The organism is Methylomagnum ishizawai (assembly GCF_900155475.1).
Taxonomy (GTDB): domain Bacteria; phylum Pseudomonadota; class Gammaproteobacteria; order Methylococcales; family Methylococcaceae; genus Methylomagnum; species Methylomagnum ishizawai_A.
Window position 1 is genome coordinate 1,139,687 of the sequence record NZ_FXAM01000001.1, and the last position, 25,106, is coordinate 1,164,792.

Sequence of the window (25,106 nt, forward strand, 5' to 3'; positions counted from 1 at the left end):
TTGGGGCAGCGTCAAGGTGGGCGTGGGAATGCGCCCGATTATGATGCGGGAATCCGGCCCGCTATTTATTTAAGGTGTTAACGATGCAGATAGCAAGCCAAAGGCGGGAACCGGGAGGGAGAAAGGCGGGGAAGGAGACGGAGGGATTCGGTGGAATCCGGGGCCGCTGGAGAACGGAGCCCGGATTCCCGGCGGTTCAGCCTGGATTAGGCGGCCAACTCAAGCGGTTTGCCGCGGCGGCTCCGGGTCAGAACGGACACCGCGCCAATCGCCAACAGCGCAAGCGAGCCCGGTTCGGGCGTGGCGGAGGGCGGTGGCGGGGTTATATCGGTCAGGCTGATGCCGTCGATCAAGGTGAGCGGGCCTAAGCCGGAGGAACCCGTCGCGATAAAGGACAGGGTTTGGGACGTTGATGCGGCGGTAAAGGTGGCGTTGACGGACAGCCAACCGCTGAAGCCTTGGCTTGCATTAAATGTGGACACGTTCGTGGAGTCGCTGCCAAAGTCCACGCTGATGCTTTGCGTGGTTGCGCCCGAGGCGGCGCTCAGTTGGGCAGCCGCCCATTCAAACGCCAAGGCGTATTGATTGCCTACCGTCAATCCGTTGATCGTTTGCGATATCCCCGCGGTGCCGACATCACTCTGCAAGCCCAGGAAGAAGCCGCTGTTCGTGCTGCCGGTGAAACCATTGTTCACGCCATTGTCGGGACCCCAAATATTGTATGGGTTGCTGGTCGAATCGTCGGCTGTGGTATCGAGGATGTAGGCGGTTGCCGAGCCGTCTAGGGTCCAGCCCGTGGCCGAACTGCTGCCGAAGCCACCGTTCGACTCGAAATCGCCGTTGACCAGGCCCGCCTGGGCACCGGAGGCGGCGGCCATGGCGAGGAGCAGCCCCGCCAGGTGGAAGAGAGATGGGTTTTTCATAGAGAGAACCTCATGGATTGAAATTATAAAAATACCGTTGATGCCGGAATCCGGCAGGTCGCGTTGGGACCGGAACGGGTGGATGCGCTTTTTCCTATGGTTGTCCATTCCGATGTGTTATCGGGTCTACATCGGCACTGGCGGTGATAGCTTAACAGAGCGAGTAGTTGGCAAGAATCCAGCCGCACCATTTGCCAAATTCCCCCGCCATTCCGTCTTGTCCAGGCCCGGGATGCCGCCGTGCTGGCCCAACAATAAACCGCTATATCCGCTATGGGAGGACGGGGCCGGGTGAATTTATCGCGGCGGGCGCAATCGAAAGGAAAACCTCCCGCCCCGCCCCAGAACACCGCGCCACCATGAAAGATGTCCGGGTTTTCCTAGGAAAGAACAGCCAGACCTTGTGGCTGGCCGTCTTGCTGGTGTTCGTCCCCGTCTTGCTCGGTGGCGTCGCCTACTATTTCCTGCGCGAATCGGCCCGCGCCGAAATCCAAAACCAACTTCGCACCGCCGCCACCCTCAAGGCCGAGCGCATCGCGGCGTGGCTGGCCGAAAGCCGTACCCAGGTCGAAGCCCTGGCGAACGGACCTCAATTCGTGATTCGCTTGCAACAATACGCCAGGGGCGCGGCGGTGGAGCGCCAGGAATTGCTGGACCGGAACGAGTATATGCGGCGGCTGTTCGATTTCGACGCGGTCCTGCTGCTGGACGGCCAGGGCCGGGTATCCCTCGGCAGCGGCGATACCCGGCTACCGCTCGATGTGGCCCGCATCCTATTGGAAGGCCGGACGCCCGGCGTGCATTTGTACGATCTCGCCTTGGTGCGCGACGCCCAGGGTGGGGAACGGGTCGAAATGGGCTTTTTCACCCGCGTCGACCTGGATAGCCCCTCCGCCTCCCTGGTCCTGTACGCCCGGATTGATGCCCGCAAATTCCTGTATCCCCTGGTCCGGGAATGGCCCACCGATAGCGCCAGCGCCGAAACCTTGCTGGTGCGGCGGGAAGGCGACGAGGTGGTGTTCCTCAACGAACTGCGCCATCGCCCAGGCACGGCCCTGACCTTCCGTCTGCCCCTGGACGCCGCCAACCGCGAACACATCATCGCCGGGCAGGCGCTGAGCGGACATTTGGGCATCCAGGAAGGGCTGGATTATCGCCGGGTGCCCGTGTTGGCCTATGCCCAGCCCATCCCCGGCACGCCCTGGATCATGGTGGCGAAGATGGACCGCGATGAAGCCTACGCCATGGTCAACCGCTTGTCGCTGATGACGGTGGGATTGGGTTTGGTGTTCATCTCCGGGGTGTTCCAGGCTTTTTTGTTGCTCAGGCGCTCGGAATCGCGGCGGCGTGACCTGGAACGCCAGATCATGGCCAACCATTTCGACTACCTGAGCAAATACGCCAACGACGCCATCCTCCTGGCCGACGCCAACCGCCGCATCATCGAGGTCAACGACCGGACCATGCAGTTCTACGGCTACGCCCGGCAAGAATTGCTGGGGTTGCGGATCGACGACCTCCGGGCCGAGGCGGAACGCCCGTGGGTCGAGCCGCAGTGGCGGGAATTGCTGGAAGCGGGGGCCATGGTGTTGGAAACCGTCCACCGGCGCAAGGATGGCAGCGCCTTCCCGGTGGAAAGCAGCCTGCGGGTGATCGAGCGCGGGGGACTGCGGTTCTGCCAGGATATCGTGCGCGACATCACCGAGCGCCGCCTGGCCCAGCAGCGCATCGAGCGCCTCAACCGGTTCTACCTGCTGCTATACCGGGCCGACGATGCCATTGTCCGGGCGCGGCGGGTGGGCGATATGTTGGGCGAGGTGTGCCGGGTGATCGTCGAGACCGGCGGTTTCCAGTGGGTCTGGGTCGGGTTGAGGGAACCCGGCTCGCGCAAGCTCCGTCCCGCTGCCCAGGCCGGGGCGTCCGGGTTTCCCGATGCCACCGCCGCGCTGGCCCAGGCCCGTTCCTGGGAAGGGCAGGGACCGTCCAGCTTGGCGTTGCGCCTGGGGCGGCCCTATGTCTGCAACGATGTGGCGACCGATCCCAGCGTCTACGCCTGGCGCAACCAAACCGGGCTGGATCGCCTCCTGGCCTGCGCCGCCTTCCCCATCGCCGGGTCGGAAGGCCATTGCGGCGTGCTGTGCGTGGGCAGCGACCGGGCCAACGTCTTCGACCACGAAACCGTAAACCTCCTGGCCGAACTGGCCGCCAGCCTGTCCCTGGCCCTGGATCGGTTCCAGACCGAGCGGCGGCGCGAGGAAGCCGTGGCCTTGCTGCGCGACCGCGAAGAGCGGCTGAGCTTGGCGATGCAGGCCGGCAATACCGCGCTGTTCGATTTCGATATCGCCGCTGGCGAGAGCCGGGTGTCGCCGGAATATCCGAGGATGCTGGGCTACGATCCGGCCAGTTACCAGGAAAGCTATGCCGGATGGATCGAGCGCCTGCATCCCGACGACCTGGGGGTGGTCGAGACTTTGCGCCAATATCTGGCGGGCGGGGTGGACAGCTACCGTGTCGAATACCGCCAGCGCACCGCCAGCGGGGATTGGCATTGGATCCTCGCCGTGGGCAAGGTCATGGAATATTCCCCCGAAGGCAAGCCGCTACGCCTGATGGGCACCTTGACCGATATCCATTCCCTCAAAACCACCGAACAAGCCCTGCGCGACAGCACCGAGCGCTATGGCCAGTTGTTCCGGCTGATCCCGGAACCCTTGTGGGTCTACGATTGCGGGAGCCTCGCCATCCTGGAGGCGAATGCGGCGGCGGCCCGGCGCTATGGCTACGCCCCGGATGAATTCGCCCGGCTGAGCCTGGCCGATCTATGGCCCGAGGCCGGTTGCGATAGCCTCCGGGTGGCGCGGGCGCGGCACCGCCGCAAGGACGGCACAGCGGTCGAGGTCGAGGTGTATTCGCTGAGGATGCGCTACGGCGGCCGCGACGCCAGTTTGGTGCTGGCCATCGATATCGGCGAGCGTTTGCGCTACGAGGCCAGGTTGCGGCTCTCGGCCCAGGTTATCGAGAGCAGCAACGAGGGCATCATGATCGCCGACCGCGACAACCTCATCGTCTCGGTCAATCCGGCCTTCGCCGAGGCCACCGGCTACAGCGCCGCCGAGGTCGTCGGCCAGAATCCCAAGCTGCTCAAATCGGGCCGCCACGGCCCCGAGTTTTACGCCCGGCTGTGGCAAACCCTCGACGGCGCGGGCGCTTGGCGCGGTGAAATCTGGAACCGCCACAAGGACGGCCATTTCTTCCCGGAATGGCTGTCCATCAGCACCATCCGCGACGAACAGGGCGAGGTCCAGAACTACATCGGCATCTTCACCGACATCAGCGAACACAAGCGCAACGAGGAACGCATCCGCCATCTAGCCTATTACGACGCCCTCACCAACCTGCCGAACCGGGCGTTCTTCCGCGAGCGCCTCGCCGCCGCCCTGGCCCACGCCGAACGGGAAGGCGAACCCATGGCGGTGTTCGTGTTGGACCTCGACCATTTCAAGCACATCAATGATTCCCTGGGCCATTTGATCGGCGATGCCTTGTTGCAGGAAGCCGCCCGGCGGATGCGGACGGCGGTCAGGGAACAGGACACCGTGGCCCGGCCCGGCGGCGACGAATTCATGTTGATCCTGCCCGGCACCGATGCCGACGGGGCCGCGCACACGGCGCAGAAGATCGTCAAGGCGCTCAGCCAGCCGATGCGGATCGAGGGCCACGAATTGCACATCAGTTGCAGTCTGGGGATCAGCCTCTACCCGGATAATGGGCAGGCGGGCAGCGATTTGATCGGCAACGCCGATGTGGCGATGTACCGGGCCAAGCAGCGCGGTCGCAATGCCTACCAGTTCTTCACCGAGGAAATGCAGCGCGAGGCGGTCAACGCGCTGACCCTGGAACAGCATCTGCGCCAAGCCCTAGACAGCGACGAGTTGCGCCTGCATTACCAACCCCAGGTCGATATCCGCGATGGGCGGGTGGTGGGTTGCGAGGCTTTGCTGCGCTGGTCGCACCCGGAATGGGGTGATGTCGCGCCCAGCCGCTTCATCCGCGTGGCCGAGGAAAGCGGCTTGATCCGGGATTTGGGGCTGTGGGTTTTGCGCCGCGCCGCCCGCCAATTGAAGGACTGGGCCGATGCCGGCCATCCGCCCTTGCCGACCTCGGTGAATGTCTCGGCCCTACAGTTCCACCACGACGGCCACCGCAGCGCCATCGGCGAGCAAGTGGCGCGGGTGCTGGACGAGACCGGCATCGCCCCGGAATGGCTGGAGTTGGAAATCACCGAAACCGGGCTGATGGAGGACCACGAGCAAACCAGCCGCAGCCTCAACCAGCTCCGGGATATGGGGGTCCGGGTCGCCATCGACGATTTCGGCATCGGCTATTCCAGCCTTAACTACCTCAAGCGCTTCCCGGTCAGCCGCTTGAAGATCGACCAGTCCTTCGTGCGCGATATCGCCGTGGACCCCGGCGACGAGGCCATCATCGACACCATCATCCAACTGGGGCGGAATTTCGGCCTCACGGTGATCGCCGAGGGCGTCGAAACTGCCCAGCAATTGGAAAAGCTCCGCGTCAAGGGTTGCGACCAGGCCCAGGGTTTTTATTTCAGCCACCCCCTGCCCGCCGACCAACTCGGGGCTTGGCTGCGCGGGGACCGGGCCGGGTCGGCTTGAAGCCCGGCCTGCCTGGTTCCGCCCCCACCCACCGCCCCATCTTCCTGGAGTGGCCTGGCCTGCCTGTCCTACCGCCCCGGCGGAGGGACGATATTTTTCCCGGCTAGGCATGGCTAGCCGGGGCCGTGTTCTTTCATAATGGCTGGATAACGCGCCGCCCCGCCATTTTTCCACCAAGGGCATGAAACTTTTCCGAGGAAAACGCTTCCTTGGGAGGAACGGGCGGGCTGGGCCATGACGGGCGGATGGTCGCCGTGACGGTGGAGGTTCCGCCGCCAGGGCGGGACCGTTCCCCCGGCAGGAAGCCGCCAACCCGCCGGACCCGGCGGCTTCCAGGCCCGTCACAATAATCATCCGCGCTATCCCCCATCCCGGATTTTTCGATGAATAAGGAGAACCCTATGCCCCTAGCGCCTTCCCCAGCCGTGGGAGTCACATCCATGCACGTCCATCCCCGCCGGTCCGTCCCGGAACTGGGGACGGCTTGGGCCGGTGCCGCGCTTTTGGCCGGTGTGTTCCTGCCCTGGCCGGCCTGGTCGGCGGAAGCGGCCAACCCGGTCCCGCTCGATTTGACCCGGCATTGGGTGGGCTATGCCTCGGTGGCGATTTTCTTCCTAGCCTATGCGCTGGCGATGCTGGAAGAATCCACCCTGTTGCGTAAATCCAAGCCCATGCTGTTCGCCGCCAGTTTGATCTGGGGCTTGATCGCCAGCACCTATGTGTCCCAAGGTATGGGCGAGGAATCCGGGCGGGTGTTCCGTGCCTCCTTGGAGGGCTATGCCGAGTTGTTCCTGTTCATCCTGGTGTCGATGACCTATCTGAACGCGATGGAGCAACGCGGGGTGTTCGACAACCTCAGGATTTGGCTGTTGAGCAAGGGTTTCGGCTACCGCAAGCTGTTCTGGATCACCGGCATCCAGTCCTTCCTGCTGTCTTCGGTGTGCAATAACCTCACCACCGCCTTGCTGATGGGGGCCGTGGTCATGGCGATGGCGCGGAAGAATCCCCGTTTCGTTTCGGTCGCCTGCGTCAATATCGTGGTCGCCACTAATGCCGGGGGTTCCTTCAGCCCGTTCGGCGATATCACCACCTTGCTGGTCTGGCAGAAAGGCACGGTGCCCTTCACCCATTTCTTCGATCTGTTCATTCCCTCGGTCGTTAATTTCCTGGTGCCCGCCACGATCATGCATTTCTGGGTGCCCAAGCAATATCCGGCCTCGGCGGGCCGCCCACTGCCTTTGCAGCATGGGGCCATGGGCATCATCATCCTGTTCATCTGCACCATTATCACGGCGGTGGGTTTCGAGAATTTTCTGGAACTCCCGCCCGCCGCCGGAATGCTGGCCGGTTTGACCTATCTGAGTTTTTATTTCTATTACCTGTTCAAAGTGCGGGCGGGGCATAAATCCGAGCATTCGGGGGAGAACGCGGTCCTCGCCGAGGAAAAACTGGAGATTCCCTACGATATCGAAGTAAGCAAACAGCGCTTCGATGTGTTCCATAACGTGGCCCGGCTGGAATGGGATACCTTGCTGTATTTCTATGGGGTGATGGTCAGCGTGGGTGGCCTGAGTTTTATCGGCTATTTGGCCCTGGCCTCGGATTTCCTGTATACCGACCTCAATCCGATCTATGCCAATATCCTGGTCGGCATCGTGTCGGCCTTCATCGATAACGGCACCATCATGTATGCCGTATTGACCATGAACCCGCCGATCTCCGAAGGCCAATGGTTATTGGTGACGCTGACCGCGGGTGTGGGCGGGAGTTTATTGGCGATAGGCTCGGCGGCGGGCGTGGGTCTGATGGGGCAGACCAAGGGGGCTTATTCGTTCGTGACGCATTTGAAATGGACGCCGGTGATCGCCTTGGGTTATGCCGCCAGTATCGGCGTACATTTGTTGCTCAACCAGGATTTGTTTTGAACCGATGGTCGCGCAACTGTTCTGGAACTCAAGGCTTGCCTGGGCCGTGCGAGGCTTCCAAAGCAAGCTTTGGTTTCGCGATGACGCTTATCCGGGGTAGGTTGGGGTGGAAATCCTGGCTCATCGCATCCTAATCACGGGCCGGGTGCAGGGAGTTGGCTTCCGGCCTTTCGTCAGCCGCATCGCCCAGGCATACGGGCTGGCCGGTTGGGTGTTGAACCGGGGCGGACGGGTGGATATCCAGGTCGAGGGGTCCGCTGCGGCCTTGGCGGCGTTCGGGCGGGCCTTGATCGAACGCGCCCCGCCCCTGGCCCGGCCCGATCCGCCCCGCGTGGCCGTGGTCGAACCCCAAGGACTACAGGGCTTCGCCATCCGGCACAGCGCCGCCGCCGATACCGCCGACGCCCATCTCCCACCCGATTATTTCGTCTGCGACGATTGCTTGGCCGAGATGCGCGACCCGGCCCAGCGCCGCTACCGCTATCCCTTCATCAACTGCACCCAGTGCGGTCCCCGTTATACCCTCATCGAACGCTTGCCCTACGACCGGCCCCATACCGCCCTGGCCGGTTTTCCGCTGTGCCCGGATTGCCTGGCCGAATACAGCGACCCCGCCGACCGCCGTTATCACGCCCAGCCCTTGGCCTGCGCCCGCTGCGGTCCCAGCTTGGTTTTCCGCCAACCCGGCCAGGGCGATAGCGTGGGCGACGAGGCGGCGCTCGCGGCCTGCCTCGCCGCGTTGCGGGCCGGTTTGATCGTGGCGGTGAAGGGCGTGGGCGGCTATCACTTGCTGTGCGACGCGCTGGACCCCGGCCCGGTCCTGCGGCTGCGGGAGCGTAAGCACCGGCCCCATAAGCCTTTGGCGGTGTTGCTGCCCTGGCTGGGTGGGGATGGCCTGGAATGGGTGCGGCGGGTGGCCGAGCCGACCGTCGCAGAAGGGGAGGCGTTGCGCTCGCCCCTGCGGCCCATCGTGCTGGTGCGACAGCGCAGGCAGTCGCCCTTGGCCGGGGCCGTGGCCCCCGGACTCGACGAAGTCGGCCTGATGCTGCCTTATAGTCCCTTGCATCATCTGCTGGCGGAAGGCTACGGCGCTCCCTTGGTGGCGACTTCGGCCAATTTGAGCGGCGAGCCGGTCCTGATCGAGGCCACCGAGGTGGAAACCCGCCTGGGCCGGGTGGCCGATGGCTTCCTGCACCACGACCGGCCCATCCTGCGCCCGGCGGACGATTCGGTGTTGCGCCGTGTCGCGGGCCGGGTGCGCCCGATCCGCTGCGGGCGCGGGCTGGCCCCGCAGGAAATGGCGCTGCCCTTCCCGGTGGAGCGGCCCCTGCTGGCGGTGGGCGCGGACCTCAAGAACACCGTGGCGCTGGCGTTCGATGACCGGGTGGTGGTGTCGCCGCATCTCGGCGACCTGGGCACGGTGCGTAGCGCCGAGGTATTCGAGCGGGTGGTGGCCGATCTGTCCGCGCTTTATGGCGTCGAACCGGCCTTGATCGTCCATGACGCCCATCCGGGTTATCACTCGGCGCGTTGGGCGCAAGCTAGGGGACTGCCGTGCTGGCCGGTGTTCCATCATCATGCCCATGCCTCCGCCCTGGCCGGGGAGTGCGGCTGGCTGGACGGGCCATCCTTGGTGTTCACCTGGGACGGCACCGGCTACGGCGAAGATGGCACGGTCTGGGGCGGCGAGGCTTTGCTGGGTGCGCCCGGCGCGTGGCGGCGAGTGGGTTCGTTGCGCCGGTTCCGCCTGCCGGGCGGCGACAAAGCCAGCCGCGAAGCCTGGCGCTGCGCCCTGGCCCTGTGCTGGGCAACGGGCCGGGACTGGCCGGAGTGCCCCAAGGATTCCGGCCTGTTGCGCCAAGCCTGGGAACGCGGCTTGAACAGTCCCTTGGCGAGTTCGGCGGGCCGCTTGTTCGATGCCGCCGCCGCTTTGATCGGCGTGGCGCTGGAATCCAGCTATGAAGGCCACGCCGCCATGCGCCTGGAAACCCTGGCCCGGCCCGGTGCCGAGCCTTTGCCCTTGGATTTGGCGCGGAATGCCGGGGGCGTGTGGATCGCCGATTGGGCGGGTTGGTTGCCGATGTTGCTGGACACGGGTTTGGCCGCGGCGGAACGGGCCGCGATCTTCCATGCCAGCCTGGCCCGCCTGATCGCCGGGCAGGCGGAAGCCCTCCGGGCCGAACAGGGCGTGGAACGGGTGGGGCTTGCGGGCGGCGTGTTCCAAAACCGGCTGTTGACCGAACTGGCGGTGGCGGAATTGACCGGGCGGGGCTTCGAGGTGGGGTTACACCGGGACATTCCGGCGGGGGATGGCGGCATCAGCTATGGGCAGGTGATCGAGGTGGGGCGGCGGGCCTCAAATCCGCTGTAGCCCGGATGGAGCCGGGTGGAATCCGGGATATGGGCGCTTCGGCCATGCCCCGGATTCCGTTGCGCCCCAGCCATCCGGGCTACCCGGTTCAAGCCAGCCTGGCCCGCACGATGCCCGCGATCTCGTCGTCGCTCAGCACGATGGGGTTGGTCTTCATACTGGAACCCCGGCTGTGGGCGACGATGCGCGGCACATCCGCCCCGGCCACGCCCAGCGCCGACAGCGTCGGCAACTTCATGGCGCGGGTCCAGTCCTCCAAGGTTTCTACCAATAGGGCCAAGGCGTCCGCTTCGGCCAAGCCCACGTTTCCGGCGAATAGGCGACCGACCTCGGCGTATTTCGCCAGCGCCGGATTTTGGGGGTCGCGGGTTAGTATCGCCTCGATATTGCTCCGGGTCGCCGCCGCCACCAGGGTGCCGCATACGACCCCATGCGGAATCGGGAACAAGGAGCCCAAGGGCTGGGCCAATCCATGCACCGAACCCAGCCCGGCCTGGGCCAGGCAAATACCGGACAGGAGCGAGGCCAGCGCCATTTTCTCCCGGCCCAGCGCGGCGGATGCCCCGCCTGCGTACCAAGCCAGCAAGCCTTCCCGCGCCGCCCGCAAACCCTGTAAAGCCAGGGCGTCGGTGATGGGATTGGCGCGGATCGAGACATAGGCTTCCAACAACTGGGTGAGGGCGTCCATGCCGTTGGCGGCGATGAGTTCCGGTGGGCAGCCCGCCAGCAGGTCGGGATCGACGATGGCGTATTCGGCCATCAGCCGGTCGTCGCGGAAGGATTTCTTGAAACCGTCCGGGCCGTGGCGCGACAGCACGGCGTTCTTGGTGGCCTCGGAGCCGGTGCCCGCCGTGGTGGGCACGGCCAGGAACGGGGTGGCGGGTCCGGCGTAGGGCAGTTCCGGTCCCACGCCTTCCAGATGGTCCATGACCGAATTGCCGGGACGCAGCAGGCCGGCGATGGCCTTGGCCGCGTCCAGCACGCTGCCGCCGCCGATGCCGATCACGCCCTCGATCCCGGCCCCGCGCCAAGCCTTTACCGCCCCGTCCACCAGTTCCGGCGAGGGTTCGCCCGCCACCGTCACGCCTTCCCAAACGCAGCCTTGCGCCTGGAGCGCCGCGAACCAGGGTCCGGCCTGGGGCGATTCCCGGAACGAGCGGTTCCCGGTCACGATCAACCAGCGTTGGCCGTAACGGGCCGCGATGGCCGGGAGCCGGGCGAGGCTGCCCGCGCCGAATTCGATGCGGGGCAAGCGGCCTAGGCTGAAGGGTGCCATGGCTTCAAGCCTCGGGGTACAGGCCGAGCATGGGCACGCCCCGGCGCGGTTCGGCCATCATCTCGGCAACGGTGTCGCGCCAGGTGGCGTAGTGCGGCGTTTGCTTATGGGCGGTGGCGTCCCCGGCGGACGCATAGGCTTCGTAGAGGATGAAATGGTTGGGCTGCTCCGGGTCGCGTAGCACGTCGAAACGGCGGTTGCCGGGTTCCAGCACCGAGGCGGCATGGTTGGCGTGGGTGGCTGCGATAAAGGCGTCCACGCATTCGGGCTTGACATGGACATGGACCAGGGTGACGTGCATGGTGGGGTCTCCGCGCGGGATGGATGGAACCGGCATTCTAGTAGGTCATTCGGCTTGCGCGTAGGTTTTGCGGACGAGCCGTATGTTGTCATCGTCCATGCGTATTGGTTCCGGCGAGTGGAGGTGGAATGGCATCGAGCGAACCGAATGACCCACTGGGCGCTGTTCCGAATCCGCCCCATGGACCGGAAACGCGGACCGTTCAGGTCAGCACGAAGCCGTCCCCCGAGACGGCGATATGATGGACGCCGACCAATTTGACGGAGAAATCGTCCTTTTCGACGAATTGCCCGTCCTGGTTGATATCGAATTCGAGCAGGCTGGGGTTCTGGCCCGAACCCGGCACGAAGGCGATGGGGTGGTCGGCGTCGATCTTGCCCGCCGCCGAGGAACCCACGTGCAGGCCGTCCCACAGGGGGGCCGTGAACAAAAGCCGGTCCCCGGCGGTGGCGTAGACCGTGTCCTGGGTATTCGCCCCGAGGTCGTCGGCGCTATAGCCATAGTTGTCCTTGCCCTTGCCGCCGTCCAGGATATCGCTGCCCGCGCCGCCAATCAAAAGGTCGGAGCCATCCCCGCCGTAGAGTTTGTCGTTGCCGCCGCCGCCATTGAGGGCGTCGCTGCCCGAACCCGCGCCCTGCTTGGTGGTCTTGCCGTTGCCGCCGTAGAGCGTGTCGCTGCCATCGCCGCCCCTGAGGGCGTCCTTGCCCGCGTTGCCGGTCAGGGTGTCGCCGCCCGCGCCGCCGGAGAGGTAGTCGCCGCCCGCCCCGCCATAGAGGGCGTCGTTGCCGTCTTCGCCGAACAATTGGTCGTTGCCGCCCAGGCCGGTGAGCTTGTCGTTGCCACCATAGCCGATCATCAGGTCTGGTTTGCCCGAACCCTTGTGGATGTCGTCGAGGGGGTTGGCGCTGTCGCCGGTCCAGACCGGATTGCTGGCCGTGCTGGTGGGCGGGGTGATGAAGAAGTCCAGGGTGCCGTTGTCCTGGGACCAGGCCTGCCCATCGTTCACCTTGAAGGTGAGGTGCTGGACCCAGGTTCCGAAGGGGTTCGACGGCTGGTAGGCTGGTGCTTGATAGCCGAGGTTGGCGAGGTCGCCGACCAGGAGGGTGGCCTGGGCCGTGACCGCTTGCCCGTCGAGCAGGAGTTGGCCTTCGGCGGGCAGGCTGGCGATTTTGATCTTTTGCAGGGAGTCGCCGTCCGCGTCGGAGAAGGGGAAAGCGGCGGCGTCCAAGGCCAGGCTGGCACCTGGGGCGATAGCGACAGGGTTGTAGCCGGTGGTGGGGAGGGTATTGCTCATGGGGGAATCGCTCTGTGCTGGGGGAGGGGCCGTCGCCGGGGTTGGGAATCCGCGACGGCTTGGATTTTAAGGGCAAAGCGTTACGGCAGATAGCCGCGCCCGGACGCTCCAAACGGAACGCCCGCGCGAGGCGGGCGTTCGTGGGGCGGTGGGCGCGGTGTCGTGCCGGTTCAGCCTAGGGTTAGGAGCGTGTTGCCCGCGTCCACCACGACCTTGTGGACGCCGACCAGGGTGATGGCGAAATCCTGCCCCGCGCCGAACTGGCCGTTGCCATCCACGTCGATCTGGAGGGTGTGGCCGTCGAAGGCGATGTTGGTGCCCTGGCCCAGGCTTTTGGCCAAGAGGCCGCTGCCCAGGGCCGAACCCTGGTTGAGGAACCCGGCCCAGACGGCGTCGCTGAAGTCGATGGCATCCCCCGGCGTGGCTTTGATGACGTCGTGGAAACCGCCGATCAGATCGTCCGTGCCCAGGGCATCCGCCAGATAGCGGTAGATATCCTTGCCCGCGCCGCCATCCAGGAAGTCGTTGCCTTCCCCGCCGATCAAGGTATCCCGGCCGGCTTGGCCCAGCAGTTTGTCGTCGCCCGCCCCGCCGGACAGGAGGTCGCTGCCCGCGCCGCCCTTGAGAGTGTCCGCGCCGCCGCCGCCGTACAGCAGGTCGTTACCGCCCTTGCCATTCAGGAGGTTGGCGTTGGCGTCGCCCAGCAAGGTGTCGGCGGTTTTCTTGCCGATGGCCTGGCCGTTGCCGCCGACGGTTTGGCCCGCGCCCGAGGTCGGGGTGAGGGTCAGGGTGTATTGGTTGTCGCTGGCCGAGAAGGTCTGGCCGTCGCCGACCTTGAAGGCGAAGCCCTGGGCCAGGTTGCCCGATAGCACGTCCGGGGCTTGGTAGCTGAGCAGCCCATCGTCGATATCGGCGACGGCGATGGCCTGCCCGCTATGCACGGCTTGTCCGTCCAGCAGCAGCCGGCCTTCGGCGGGCAGGCTGTCGATCAGCACGGCTTGCAGATTGTCGCCCTGGTCGGGATCGGTGAAGGGGAAATCGGCGCTGTCGAAGACGTAGGCACCGCCTTCGGTCACGCTCGCGCTGTTGTCGGTGCCGGTCGGGGCTTGGTTGCTGCCGGTTTGGACGGGGGTGCCGGAGGTGGCCGCTGCAACCTGGAGGACGAAGGTGTCCGAGGCGCTCAGGGTCGGGAACAGGGCGTCGATGGCGGTGACCGTGATGGAGAGGGAGGCACCGGCATCGCTATTGGTCGGCGTGCCGCGGAAGGTGCGGGACGCCGGGTCGAACACCAGCCAGCCGGGCAGGGCCGAACCATCGGCTTGCCGGGCGCTGTAGGTGAGCGGATCGCCCGCCGCGTCCTGGAAGGTGCCGCCCGGCACCTGGAATTGGAAGAAGTTGTTGGGGGTGGCGGATTGGTCCTGGAGTTGGGCCGCCAGGGTGGGCGGGCCGTTGACCTGGAGGCTCACGGAGCCTACGTTGGTATGGCCCAGGCTGTCGCTGACCCGATAGAGGAAGCTGTCTTTGCCAATATAGCCGGTGTCGGGGGTGTAGATGATGGTGTCGTCCAAACCCACTACCAAGCGGCCATGGCTGGGGTCGGAGACATTCGAGACGAAGATGAAATCGCCTTGCGGGTCGGAATCGTTGGCCAGCACGTCGATGCTGACTGTTTGGTTCTGCCCGGTGACGGCGCTGTCGTCGAGGGCGACGGGCGCTCCGCTATCGACCGTGACCGTGATCGAGCCGACGCTGGTGTGGCCCTGGCCGTCGCTGACGCTGTAGGTGAAGTTGTCGGTGCCGACGAAACCGGCGTCGGGCTTGTAGGTGACGATGCCGCCATTGCCGGCGGTCGCGGTGCCGTTGGCGGGATCGGCGACCCCGACGATGGTCAGGGTGTCGCCTTCCGGGTCGCTGTCGTTCTGGAGCGCCTTGATGGTGACGGGCACGTCCTCGTCGGTGGTGGCGCTGTCGTCGGTGACCACCGGGGCACCGGGACCGGAATTGTCCACAGTGACGTTGACCGTGCCGACGCTGGCATGGCCCTGGCCGTCGCTGACGGTGTAGGTGAAGCTGTCGGTGCCGAAATAGCCGGTCTTGGGCGTGTAGGTGACGACGCCGCCCGCGCCCAGGGCCACCGTGCCGTTGTCGGGCGCGGAGACCTTGGTGACGATCAGGGCGTCGCCTTCGGGGTCGGTGTCGTTGTCCAGCACGCCGATGGCGATGGCGGTGTTCTGCTTGGTCTCGACATTGTCGGGGGCCGCGACCGGCACGCCGGGGCCGGTGTTGGTGACCGAGACATTGACCGTGGCGGTGGCTTGGTGGCCTTTGCCGTCGCTGATGGTGTAGGTGAAGCTGTCGGAACCCACGTACTGCGAGTCGGGGGTGTAGGTGATGACCCCGGTGTTGAGGGCGACCGTGCCGTGCTGCGGCTGGGTGATCTGGCCGGGGACCACCGACAAGGCGTCGCTGTCCGGGTCGCTGTCGTTGGCGAGAACCTGGATATCGACCGGCTTGTCCACCCCGGTGGAGGCGGAATCGTCGGCGGCGGTGGGGGCGCGGTTGACGACGTTGATGGTGACGGTGGCGGTGGCGGTGTGGATGCCATCGCTGACGATGTAGGTGAATTGATCCTGGCCGGTGAAGCCGGATTCCGGGGTGTAGGTCACGGTGTCGCCGGCGCTGTAGTCCACCTTGCCGTGGGACGGGTCGGTGCCCGAACTGAAGGTCAGGGGATCGTTCTGCGGGTCGGAGACGCTCTTGCCCAACCTGACATTGACCGTGTTGTTCTGCGGCACGTCGAGGGTGACATCGTTGGCGACCGGGGTGCCGTCCTCGATGGTGACGTTGACGGTGCCGGTGCTGGTGTGGCCCTGGCCGTCGCTGACGGTGTAGGTGAAGCTGTCGGGGGTGGTGCTGAAATAGCCCGCCGTCGGGGTGTAGGCGAGGGTGCCGTCGTCGTTGATCTTCACCGTACCGTGGGCCGGGAGCGAGGTCGCCGTCACCGTCAGGGTGTCGTTCTCGGGGTCGGTGTCGTTGGCGAGGACGGCGATGGTGACGTCCTTGTCCTGGCTGGTGGTGGCATTGTCGGCGGTCGCCACCGGCACGCCGGGGCCGGTGTTATCGACTGAGATGGCGACCGTGGCGGTGGCGAAATGGCCCTGGCCGTCGGTGATGGTGTAGGTGAAGCTGTCGGTGCCGGCGTATTGCGTGGTGGGCGTGTAGGTGAACACCCCATCGTCGCCGAGGCTGAGCGTGCCATGGGCGGGGGCGCTGAACGTGGTCACGGCTAGCGCGTCCTGGTCTTCCGGGTCGGTGTCGTTGCCGAGGGCTTTGATCTTGACGGTCTCATCGACACGGGTGGAGACCGTGTCGTCCTGGGCGGTGGGCGGATTGTTGACCACGGTGACGCTGACCGTGGCGGCGGCGGTGTGGCCCAGGCTGTCGCTGATGGTGTAGCTGAAGCTGTCGTTGCCGTGGAAGCCGGCCTTGGGGGTGTAGGTGATGACACCGGCGTTGATGGTGACTTTGCCGCCCTGGCTGGTGGTGCCGGTGCCGTCGCCCGCCTTGGTGATGGTCAGGGTGTCGTTCTGGGGGTCGCTGTCGTTGTCGAGGACCGGGATATTGACCGAGCCGTTCTCGTCCACCGACCGGCTGTCGTCTTGGGCGGTGGGTGTGCCGTTGGCGATGGTCACTTCGACCCGGCCCTGGCTGGTGTGGCCCTGGCCGTCGCTGACGGTGTAGGTGAAGCTGTCGGGGGTGGTGCTGGAATAGCCCGCCGCCGGGGTGTAGGTGAGGCTGCCGTCGGTTTCGATCTTGACCGTGCCGTGGGCGGGGCGGGAGGTGGCGGTGACGGTCAAGGGATCGCCGTCGAGATCGCTGTCGTTGCCCAGCACGTCGATGTTGACGGCCTTGTCCTGGCTGGTCGCGGCGCTGTCGTTGACCACCGTGGGCGGGTTGGGACCGCTGTTGGTGATGGTGACGGTGACGCTGCCGGTGACGAAATGGTTGTTGCCGTCGCCGAGGGTGTAGGTGAAGGTGTCGTCGCCGACGAATTTGCCATCGGGCGTGTAGGTGATGGTGCCGTCGTCGTTGATCTTCACCGTGCCATGGGCCGGGTTGGTGCCCGCGCTGACCGTGAGCGTGTCGTTCTCGGGGTCGGCGTCGTTGGACAGCACCGTGATGAGGGCCGCTTGGTTGATGTTGGTGGAAACCGTGTCGGCGACGGCGACCGGCGGCGCGTTGGTGATGGTGACGGAAACGGTGGCGGTGCTGGTGCGGCCCTGGCCCGCGGTCGCGCTGTCGCTGACGGTGTAGGTGAAGCTGTCGGTGCCGAAGAAGTCTTTGTCGGGCGTGTAGATCAAGCTGCCGCCGCTGATGATGACCTTGCCATGGGTGCCGTCGGTTTTGGAGGCGATGGTCAGGGCGTCGTGCTGCGGGTCGCTGTCGTTCGCCAGCACGTTGACGACGACGGTGCCGTTTTCGCCGACATTGGCGCTATCGTCCTGGGCGGTGGGGGTGCCGTTCTCGATGGTGACGCCGACCGTGCCCACCGTGGTATGGCCCTGGCCGTCGCTGACGGTGTAGGTGAAGCTGTCGGGGGTGGCGCTGAAATAGCCCGCCGTCGGGGTGTAGGTGAGGCTGCCGTCGGCATTGATCTCGACCGTGCCGTGGGCTCCGGCGGTGACCGCCACCACCTTGAGGGGGTCGTGTTCGGGGTCGCTGTCGTTGGCGAGGACGTCGATCACGACCGCCTGGTCCTGGATGGTGTGAGCGGTGTCGCTGACGACCACGGGCTTGCCCGGCCCGCTGTTGGTGACGGTGACGGTGACGGTGGCGGGGACGAAGTGGTTGTTGCCGTCGCTGAGGGTGTAGGTGAAGCTGTCGGTGCCGACGAATTGCGCATCCGGCGTGTAGGTGACGATGCCATTGGCATCGACGGTGGCGGTGCCGTGGCTGCCATTGGTGACCGCCGTCACGGTCAGGCTGTCGCTGTTGATATCGCTGTCGTTGCCCAGTACCGGGATCAGCACGGCTTGATCGACGCGGGTGGTGGCGGTGTCGTTGGTGGCGGTGGGGGTGGCGTTGGTCACGGTGATGTTGACCAGGCCGGTGGCGCTGTGCAGGCCGTCGCTGGCGGTGTAGGTGAAGCTGTCGGCACCGGCGTAGCCGGCATCCGGGGTATAGGACACCGTGCCGTCCTTGTTGAATGTCACCGAGCCATGGGCGGGCTTGGCGACCCCGGTCAATGATAGGGCATCGCCGTTGGGGTCGGTGGTGGCGGCCCCCAGGACGTTGAGGCTGCCGGGTTGGTTGGCGGTGGTGGTCAGGTTGTAGTTGCCCGCGACCGGCGTGCCGTCCACCACCGTGAGCGCGACGGTGGCGGTGCTGGTATAGCCTTGGCTGTCGGTGAGGGTGTAGGTGAAACTGTCGGTCCCGTGATAGTTGGAAGCCGGGATATAGACGAGCGAGGTTTTGTCCCCATTGATGGCGACCGTGCCATGCGCCGGGGTGGAGGTCGCCGAGATCGTCAGGGTGTCGTGGTTCGGGTTGTCGTCGTTGCCGAGGACGTCGAGGGTGGCGGGTTGGTCTTCTTGGACCGTGACGCCGATGTCGTTGTGGGCGGTCGGCAGGCCGGCGTTGTCCACGTTCAGATAGACCGTGGCGGTGGAGGTATGGCCGCGCAGGTCTTTGATGGTGTAGGTGAAACTATCGGCCCCGTAGAAATGGGCGTTGGGGGTGTAGGTGACGACCCCGGTGGTGGGATCGACCGAGGCCGTGCCATGGGACGGCGCGGTGGTGGTGATCGGATTGACCGGGTTGCCGGCGCTGAGCAGGTCGCCATTGGGGTCGCTGTCGTTGGCGAGGACGGCGATGGCGACGGCGGTGCCGAGGGTGGTGGTGCGGCTGTCGTCGACCGCCGTCGGGGTGCCGTTGGCGACGGTGATATGGACGGTGGCGGTGCTGGTGACTCCCGCGCTGGACTGGAAGGTATAGGTGAAGCTGTCGGTGCCCACGAATGTCGGGGCGGGGGTATAGGTGCCGATGCCGTGGCTGTCGAGGGTCACGATGCCGTCATTGGCCGTGGTGATCGTCGAGCCGGCCGCGACCACGTTTTCCCCGTTGACGGAGATGACGGTGAGCGTGGTGTTGTGCGGGTTCGAGTCGTTTTGGAGTACCGACAAGTTGGCGGTTTGATCCTGGCTCACTTGGACGAAGTCGTCGTCGGCTTGCAGCGATCCATCGCCGACGACGTTCAGGTTCACCGTCGCGGTGGCGGCGTGGCCGAGGGCGTCCTTGACCGTGTAGGTGAATTGGTCGGTGCCGAAATAGTCCAGGCTGGGGGTGTAGAGGAATTGCCGGTAGGTCGGGCTGGTGGGATCGGTATCGACCACCACGGTGCCGTGCGTCGGGGCCGTGGCCAGGAGCGGGAAGGTCGTGAGGTCGTGGTTGGGGTCGCTGTCATTGGTGAGGACGTCGATGGCGACCAGGGTGTTTTGGCCGGTCGCCGCGCTGTCGTTGATCGCCACCGGCTTGGCGTCGGTCACGGTGATGTTCACCGTGGCGGTGCTGAGCGCCCCTTGGCTGGACCTGAGGACGTAGGTGAAGCTATCGGTCCCGACATAGCCCGAGGCGGGGATATAGCTGCCGAGGCCGTTGGAATCGATGACCACCTTGCCGCCGTTGGTGGTGCTGAAGATCGCTTCGCCGGGCTGGGGCATGACCAGGAGGTCGGTCGAGGAGCCGCCGCCCAGGCCGATGATGGTGATGATCTCGCCAGCAGGATGGAGGTCGTTTTGCAGGATGTTGATCGAGGTCGCTTGATCCTGGGCTATCGTGATGTTGTCATCGACCGCCACCACCGCACCGGTGTCGGTGACGTTCACCGAGACCGTGGCGCTGGAAGAATGGCCGAGGAAGTCCTTGATCGTGTAGGTGAATTGGTCGGTTCCGAAGTAATTCGCGAACGGCGTATAGGTGACGACGCCCGTGGTGGGGTCTACCGTCGCCGCGCCATGGGCGGGCGCGGTGCTGATCGTGGGCGTTAATGGTTGGCCGTTGCTATCCAGCAGGGGTTTGTTCTGGCTGTCCTTGAGGTCGCCGTTGGGGTCGGCGTCGTTGTCCAGGATGTGGATTTGGACGGATTGGTTCTGTTGGGTGCTGGCGGTGTCGTTGACGGCGGTCGGGGTGCCGTTGGAGACGGTGAAGGTGACGGTGGCGGTGCTGGTCAGCCCGTTGATGGGGGCCGTGGCGGTGTCGCCCGCATCGATGAACTGGTAGGAGAAGCTATCGGTGCCCACATAGTTCGTGGCGGGCGTATAGCTGACATTGCCTTGGGGATCGATCACCACCGTGCCGCCATTGGTCGTGGTGAAGGTGGCGCTTTCATGGCCGACCGGCGGCACCCCGCTATGGCCCGCCGAGGTGCTGACTTCGACCACCAGGAGGTTATGGTGCTGGGGATTGAAGTCGTTATCGAAGACGTTGAACGATATCGCCTGATCCTCCGAGAGTGTCAGGTTGTCGTCGATGGCCTTGGCGACTTGCTGGTCGTTGACGACGGTGGCGGTACCGCTGACGCCGCCGGTGGTGTTGCCGACGGTTCCGGTGACGACCAGGCTGAAATATTCGCTGCCTGCGGGAATGGGCTGGTTGATGACAGGAACGCTGATGATGGCTGTGGTTTGGCCCGCCGCGATGGTGAACGCTATCGCTTTGTCGGAAGCGACACCGACATAGTTGGTTCCGCTGGCGGCGGTGCCATCTATTGTGTAATAACTGAGTTGTAGGTCGCTGGCGGCGGGTTGGTCGAGCCGGACGGTGAAATAGACATAGCCGTCGGATATCACGGCGGTCGGGTTGTCGACGCTGATGAATCCGGTGTTGAGCGTGGCTTGGTCGTTGGTGATCGTGGCCGTCCCGGTCAAATCCGAGTGTGCCGCGTCGATGCCGCTGGGGTTGGAAAGGTTCAGGGTGAAGGTTTCGTCGGCGTGGGGCAGGCCATCGTTGACGATGGGCACGGTGACATATTTGACGACTTCCCCCGCCGCGAAGCTCAGGTTGCCGGTCCGGGCCGTGTAATCGCTACCGGCCAGCGCCGTGCCATCGGCGGTGTTGTAATGGACCGTCACCGTGTTTTTGGCGGGCTGGCTGAGGTAGACGGCGAACGTGGCCGTCCCCGCCGAACGGTCCACCGAAACATCGGCGACGGTCACGGTCGGGGAGGCGGCACCGGTATTGTCGTCGTCGATGAGGGTGGCGATGCCCGAATCCCGCGAAGGGTCCAGCACGGCGTTGACCGGGTTGGTCAGGACCAGTTGGAAACCCTTGGCGATTTCCGCCACGTTGTCGTTGGTGATCTGGACCGTGACGGTCTTGTCGGTTTCGCCGGGTGCGAAGGTGAGGGAGCCGGTTTGGGCGGTGTAATCGCTGCCGGCCAGGGCGGTCAGGTCTGCGGTCATATAATCGACAGTGATGGGACTGCCGGACACCGCGTTCAACCGAACGTGGAAGGTGGCGACGCCGTTCTCGCCCACGACCAAATCTTCGACCCAAAGATAAGGAATAGCCATACGAGTATTTCCCAGAGTTAGATGTGAGGTTTATTCAAGCGGGCAAGGCCACTGTGCTATCGCCAAATTCTGATATTGGCCCGGGCGGAGCGCGGTCGTATCGAGGCGTGGACCGCTTGGGGTGTGCCATCGGGGTGGGCGCGACAGCCCGTAAATATAGCCCAAAGCCTTTCCCCAAAGGGTCGCAAGTCTGCGGTTTTGCGCGGAAATTCGCAATTATCCCCGAACAATCGGCCCAAGCCCACGCCGCCGCCTTGATTCCTTGTGCCGCGGCGCGGGGAGGCGAACCGCCGGATGGGGCCGAGCTTACCCCGGCCTGGAGATGGGATCGAACCGGATTTGACGCAAGGTCGCACCGGCACCGACGAACGGGTCGGGAGCGCGTGGATTCAAAGGTCTTGCGCCCCGGCGAAACCCTGCTGCCGCCAGGCCTCGTACAAAGCCAGGGCCACCGCGTTGGACAGGTTGAGGCTGCGGCTATGGGGACGCATGGGGATGATGAGCCGTTGGGATTCGGGCAGGCCGTCCAGCACGGCGGCGGGCAGCCCGCGGGTTTCCGGGCCGAACAACAGGGCGTCGCCGGGTTGGAACGCGGCTCCGGTGTAGCGGTGGCGGGCTTTGGTGGTGAAGGCGAACAGCCGTCCCGGCCGGACTGCCGCCAGGAAGGCGTCGAGGCCGGGGTGTTCCTTGACCTCGGCCCATTCGTGGTAATCCAGCCCGGCCCGGCGCAGTTTGGCGTCGTCCAACTCGAAGCCCAAGGGCTGGATGAGGTGCAGGGCCGCCCCGGAATTGGCGCAGAGCCGGATGATATTGCCGGTGTTGGGCGGGATTTCCGGCTGGTAGAGGACGATATGGAACATGGGTTGCCTTGATCCAAGGCCGGGGGGCGGGTGTTTGGTTCCCCGTCCTGGCCGGGTCGTGGGCGGGTTACGCGAGCAACCCGCCTCTACAGGAGGGGAATCAGCCGAGCGGCAGGGCATCGACCGGGGTGAGTTTCCAGATATCGCGGTTGTATTCGCCGATGGTGCGGTCGGTGGAAAACTTACCGCTGGCCGCGCAGTTGAGGATGCTCATGCGGGTCCAGTGTTCCGGGTCGCGGTAGGCGGCGGCAGCGCGTTTCTGGGCGTCCACGTAGCTGCCGAAGTCCGCCGCCGTCATCCACGGGTCCCAGGCACCGCGCACCGATTGGATGATCGGCTCGAAGATGCCCGGCTCGAACTGGTTGAAATGCCCGGATTCCAGCAATTGCATCACCCGGCGCAAGTCTTCGTTGGCCTCGATGATCGACCAGGGGTCGTAACGGTCGCGGGTGCGCTCGACTTCCTCGGCGGTCAGGCCGAACAGGAAGAAGTTTTCCGCCCCCACTTCCTCGCGGATTTCGATATTCGCGCCGTCCAGGGTGCCGATGGTCAGCGCCCCGTTCAGCATGAATTTCATATTGCCGGTGCCGGACGCCTCCTTGCCCGCCGTGGAAATCTGCTCCGACAGGTCGGTGCCGGGGCAGATGATTTCCATGGCGCTGACCCGGTAGTTGGGCAGGAACGCCAGCTTGAGCTTGTCGCCGACCTTGGCGTCGTGGTTGACCACGTTGGCGACGTTGTTGATGAGCTTGATGATGCGCTTGGCCATCACATAGCCGGGCGCGGCCTTGCCGCCGAAAATCACGCAGCGCGGGGTCCAGTCGCCTTCGTCGCCGCGCTTGATGCGGTCGTAGAGGTGGATGACGTGCAGCACGTTCAGCAACTGGCGCTTGTATTCGTGCATGCGCTTGACCTGGGTGTCGAACATCGCGTCGGGGTTGATGACGATGCCGACTTCGGCCTGTTTGTATTGGATCAGGCGTTCCTTGTTGGCCCGCTTGATCTTGCGCCATTGCTCGCGGAAGGCTTTGTCGTCGGCGTATTTCGCCAATTTGCCGAGTTGGCCGAGATCGGTGGTCCAGCCGGTGCCGATGGCTTCGGTGATGAGCGCCGACAGCCCCGGATTACAGGACGCCAGCCAGCGGCGCGGGGTGATGCCGTTGGTTTTGTTGTTGAACTTGTGCGGCCACATCTCGTAGAAGTCGCGGAACAAGCCTTGTTTCAGCAAATCCGAATGCAGTTCCGCCACGCCGTTGACAGAGAAACTGCCGACGATGGCGAGATAGGCCATGCGCACTTGCTGTTCGTAGCCTTCCTCGATCAAGGACATGCGACCCAAACGGTCCAGATCGCCCGGCCAGCGGCTGGCGACTTCGGCCAGGAAGCGGGCGTTGATCTCGAAAATGATTTCCAGGAGCCTCGGCAGCAATTGCCGGAACAGGCGCACCGACCAGCGCTCCAGGGCTTCCGGCAGCAAGGTGTGGTTGGTGTAGGCCATGGTCTTGGAGGTGATGGCCCAGGCCGCGTCCCAGCCCAGCCCATGCTCGTCGATCAGGAGCCGCATCAACTCGGCCACGGCGATGCTGGGATGGGTGTCGTTGAGCTGGAAGCAGTTCTTCTCGGCGAACCCGCTGAAATCCTCGCCATGGGTGTGGACCCATTTCCGCACCACGTCCTGGAGGCTGGCCGAGGCCAGGAAATATTGCTGGCGCAGGCGCAGTTCCTTGCCGTTCTCACTGGCGTCGTTGGGATACAGCACCATGGTGATGTTTTCGGCTTGGTTCTTGGAACGCACCGAGGCCGTGTAATCGCCCGCGTTGAATTCGTTGAGCCCGAATTCATCGGTCGCCGCCGCCTTCCACAGCCGGAGGGTGTTGACCGTGCCGTTCTGGTAGCCGGGGATGGGGACGTCGTAGGGTACGGCCAGCACGTCCTGGGTGTTGACCCAGCGGGTGCGGCCATTTTCGCCGTAGTTGTCGGTATGGCCGCCGAAGCGCACCCGGATGGTCAGCTCCGGGCGTTCCAGTTCCCAGACATGGCCGTTGCGGAGCCAGTGGTCGGGTTCTTCGACCTGCTGGCCGTCCTCGACGCTCTGGCGGAACATGCCGTATTCGTAGCGGATGCCGTAGCCCGTCACCGGGAGCTTCAAGGTGGCGCAGCTATCGACGAAGCAGGCGGCGAGGCGTCCGAGGCCGCCGTTGCCAAGGCCCGCGTCCGACTCGCTTTCCACCACTTCTTCCATTTCGAGGCCCAGGGTCTTGAGGGCCAGGCCCGCCGAGTCGGTGATGCCGAGGTTGAGGACGGCGTTGCCCAGCGCCCGCCCCATCAGGAATTCCATCGACAGGTAATAGGCGCGTTTGCAACCCGCCCCGTCGTAGGCGTAATTGGTGTTCTTCCAGCGCTCCATCAGGCGGTCGCGTACCGCCAAGGCCAGGGCGGTGTAGGTGTAATGGGCGGATTGGCTGGATTTGTCCTGCCCCAGGGTGTAGGTGAAATGGCGGCGTGTGTCCAAGGCCAGGGCATCGGCGGAAAGACCCAGCGAAGGCAGTTCGGTCAATTGGGCATTGGGCTTGCTCTTGGTCAAGGGTTTGTTCGGCATGGTTTGGAATCCCTAGGTTGGAGGAGGAAGAGGGGATGGCGATCCGGCGGGACGCGGGCGGGTGGCCGGGAGCGATCCCGCGCCCGGATCGCCCAGGGCGTGGGCGATTATCGCACTAAAGGGAAGACCGTCGAACGCCGATTCGGGAATTGCCGAGTTCACCCAAGGGCCGCGAATTCCATCCGGGAGCCGCGGCGGGTATCCACCTGATCGCAACGCCTCGTCCAGGGTGCGCCGCGATGGTGGTACATTGCCCCGCCGGGCAAGGCCGCCCTCGTCCCGGCTCCCCTTTGCGTCCGGGCCGGGCCGTG

Annotated in this window: 10 protein-coding genes; 3 read left to right on the forward strand and 7 right to left on the reverse strand. The window is 65.0% G+C overall.

Annotation, left to right across the window (positions count from 1 at the left end):
• Window positions 1–206: 206 nt before the first annotated feature.
• Window positions 207–1,031 (reverse strand): DUF642 domain-containing protein, encoded by an 825-nt coding sequence (locus B9N93_RS05085; protein WP_085211482.1) that lies wholly within the window; start codon window positions 1,029–1,031, stop codon window positions 207–209.
• Window positions 1,032–1,282: 251 nt separating this feature from the next.
• Between B9N93_RS05085 and B9N93_RS05090 the strand changes: the two genes are divergently transcribed.
• The 3 genes from B9N93_RS05090 to hypF all read left to right on the forward strand — a co-directional run bounded on the left by B9N93_RS05090 (window position 1,283) and on the right by hypF (window position 9,895).
• Window positions 1,283–5,599 (forward strand): EAL domain-containing protein, encoded by a 4,317-nt coding sequence (locus B9N93_RS05090; protein WP_085211484.1) that lies wholly within the window; start codon window positions 1,283–1,285, stop codon window positions 5,597–5,599.
• 440 nt (window positions 5,600–6,039) lie between these two features.
• Window positions 6,040–7,524 (forward strand): sodium:proton antiporter NhaD, encoded by a 1,485-nt coding sequence (gene nhaD, locus B9N93_RS05095; protein WP_085211486.1) that lies wholly within the window; start codon window positions 6,040–6,042, stop codon window positions 7,522–7,524.
• A gap of 106 nt (window positions 7,525–7,630) precedes the next feature.
• A complete protein-coding gene (hypF, locus tag B9N93_RS05100) occupies window positions 7,631–9,895 on the forward strand; it encodes a carbamoyltransferase HypF (protein WP_085211488.1) in 2,265 nt (754 codons plus the stop codon).
• Between the two features lie 88 nt (window positions 9,896–9,983).
• Here the strand turns inward: hypF and B9N93_RS05105 are convergent, their stop codons facing one another.
• The 6 genes from B9N93_RS05105 to B9N93_RS05180 form a co-directional block, all read right to left on the reverse strand.
• Window positions 9,984–11,171 carry an iron-containing alcohol dehydrogenase gene (locus B9N93_RS05105; RefSeq protein ID WP_085211490.1) on the reverse strand — a complete coding sequence of 396 codons (1,188 nt, stop codon included), beginning with the start codon at window positions 11,169–11,171 and terminating at the stop codon, window positions 9,984–9,986.
• A 4-nt stretch (window positions 11,172–11,175) separates the two neighbouring features.
• A complete protein-coding gene (locus B9N93_RS05110) occupies window positions 11,176–11,472 on the reverse strand; it encodes an antibiotic biosynthesis monooxygenase (RefSeq protein WP_085211492.1) in 297 nt (98 codons plus the stop codon).
• Window positions 11,473–11,674: 202 nt separating this feature from the next.
• Window positions 11,675–12,766 (reverse strand): calcium-binding protein, encoded by a 1,092-nt coding sequence (locus B9N93_RS05115; protein ID WP_085211494.1) that lies wholly within the window; start codon window positions 12,764–12,766, stop codon window positions 11,675–11,677.
• A gap of 170 nt (window positions 12,767–12,936) precedes the next feature.
• Entirely contained in the window at window positions 12,937–21,336 is an 8,400-nt protein-coding gene (locus tag B9N93_RS24470) for an Ig-like domain-containing protein (RefSeq protein ID WP_125468845.1), read from the reverse strand.
• 389 nt (window positions 21,337–21,725) lie between these two features.
• Window positions 21,726–22,196, reverse strand: a complete 471-nt coding sequence (gene trmL, locus B9N93_RS05175) for a tRNA (uridine(34)/cytosine(34)/5-carboxymethylaminomethyluridine(34)-2'-O)-methyltransferase TrmL (RefSeq protein WP_085211497.1) — start codon at window positions 22,194–22,196, stop codon at window positions 21,726–21,728.
• 100 nt (window positions 22,197–22,296) lie between these two features.
• Window positions 22,297–24,795 carry a glycogen/starch/alpha-glucan phosphorylase gene (locus B9N93_RS05180; RefSeq protein ID WP_085211499.1) on the reverse strand — a complete coding sequence of 833 codons (2,499 nt, stop codon included), beginning with the start codon at window positions 24,793–24,795 and terminating at the stop codon, window positions 22,297–22,299.
• Window positions 24,796–25,106: the final 311 nt, after the last annotated feature.